General features: G+C 57.6%; 1 protein-coding gene. It reads right to left on the reverse strand.

The features are described from left to right. Positions 1-15: 15 nt before the first annotated feature. On the reverse strand, positions 16-1,005 hold the full coding sequence (locus J4G38_RS28250) for an IS110 family RNA-guided transposase (protein WP_210522238.1): 990 nt from the start codon (positions 1,003-1,005) through the stop codon (positions 16-18). Positions 1,006-1,211: the final 206 nt, after the last annotated feature.

The raw sequence follows: 1,211 nt of genomic DNA on the forward strand, positions 1-1,211 counted from the left end.
CCTACATGAACTGTGTTAAAAAGCAAGTGGTAGAGTTGCTTTTTTGATAAAATCAGCTTGATAGGGCACGCCCGAGGTCACGATGGCAAAAGCCTGCTTGAGGAGCTTATTGCAGACGGCAATCAGGGCCAGCTTGCCGTTCTTGCCGTTCGCCACTAGGCGGTCATAAAGGACGCGGCATGCGCCATTCGCTCGACGGGCTGACCAGCTGCACATGAATAACTTGCTGCGAATCAGTGCCCCACCCATCTTGCTAATTCGCGCTTTACCCCGCACACTCGTGCCCGAGCTGAACTCGCGCGGACATAAACCCGCCTTGGCAATTAGCTGGCGGTAGTTCTGGAAGCTGGTGAAACCGCCGGCGAAGAGCAGCAGGTAAGCCGCCGTCTTGCGGCCGATGCCGGGAATGGAGCAGAGCAGCTGCATCTCGGGCGGATACCGCGCTTCGACCGTCGTCAACAGCTTGGTTTCGAGTTGCTGCACTTGCTCCTCCAGCCGCAGCAGGGTCTGGCGCAGTTGCGCCAGGGCTGCCGGACTGACGACGGGCTGCGCTTGCAGGGCTTCCAACGCGTTGTGCACCATGGTCTTCTGCCGGATAAGCAACTCGATGACCTGTTCCACTTGGCGGCACTCCACGAGCAGCGCCTCCTCGGGTTGCCAGCGCGGAGTAACCTGCTGCTGCCCGTAGCGGAGCAGCCACTGGGCATCCTTGCGGTCCGACTTGCCTTTACCTAAATGCATCTGAATGAAACGTTTGACCACGAGCGGGTTGAGTACCGCTACTTGGGCTCCGGCTGCGACTAAGTGGTAAGCCACGGCCAGGTAGTAGGGGCCGGTGGCTTCGAGCACGTATAGACTCGAGGCCCCGCCGCTGCGCACCAGCTGCCGAAATCCAGCCGGGGTATTGGTCACTGCCAGATGCTTCATATGCGCCCCAACCTGGTGGCATACGGCTAGGGTGGCTTTGCTAACATCTACTCCAACAACTGCTTGCGTGGTATTCATAGACCAAAGGGAAAAGTGAGGTACTTTTCTCGTGCGTTCCACAGCGTGCTTTTTCAATCCTAATACAGGCTCTGAAGGCCTAGCGGAACTGTCCAAAGTGGCCGTAGAACAGGAAGGGGATGCTCATGTAAGACGGGCTCGTTTGGCCCAACACCTCTTATCCATCTTGTTCCTTCCTGTTGCAGCGAGACCCAAGTTTAAGCCGC

The sequence above is a fragment of the Hymenobacter terricola genome, from assembly GCF_017921975.2.
Taxonomy (GTDB): domain Bacteria; phylum Bacteroidota; class Bacteroidia; order Cytophagales; family Hymenobacteraceae; genus Hymenobacter; species Hymenobacter terricola.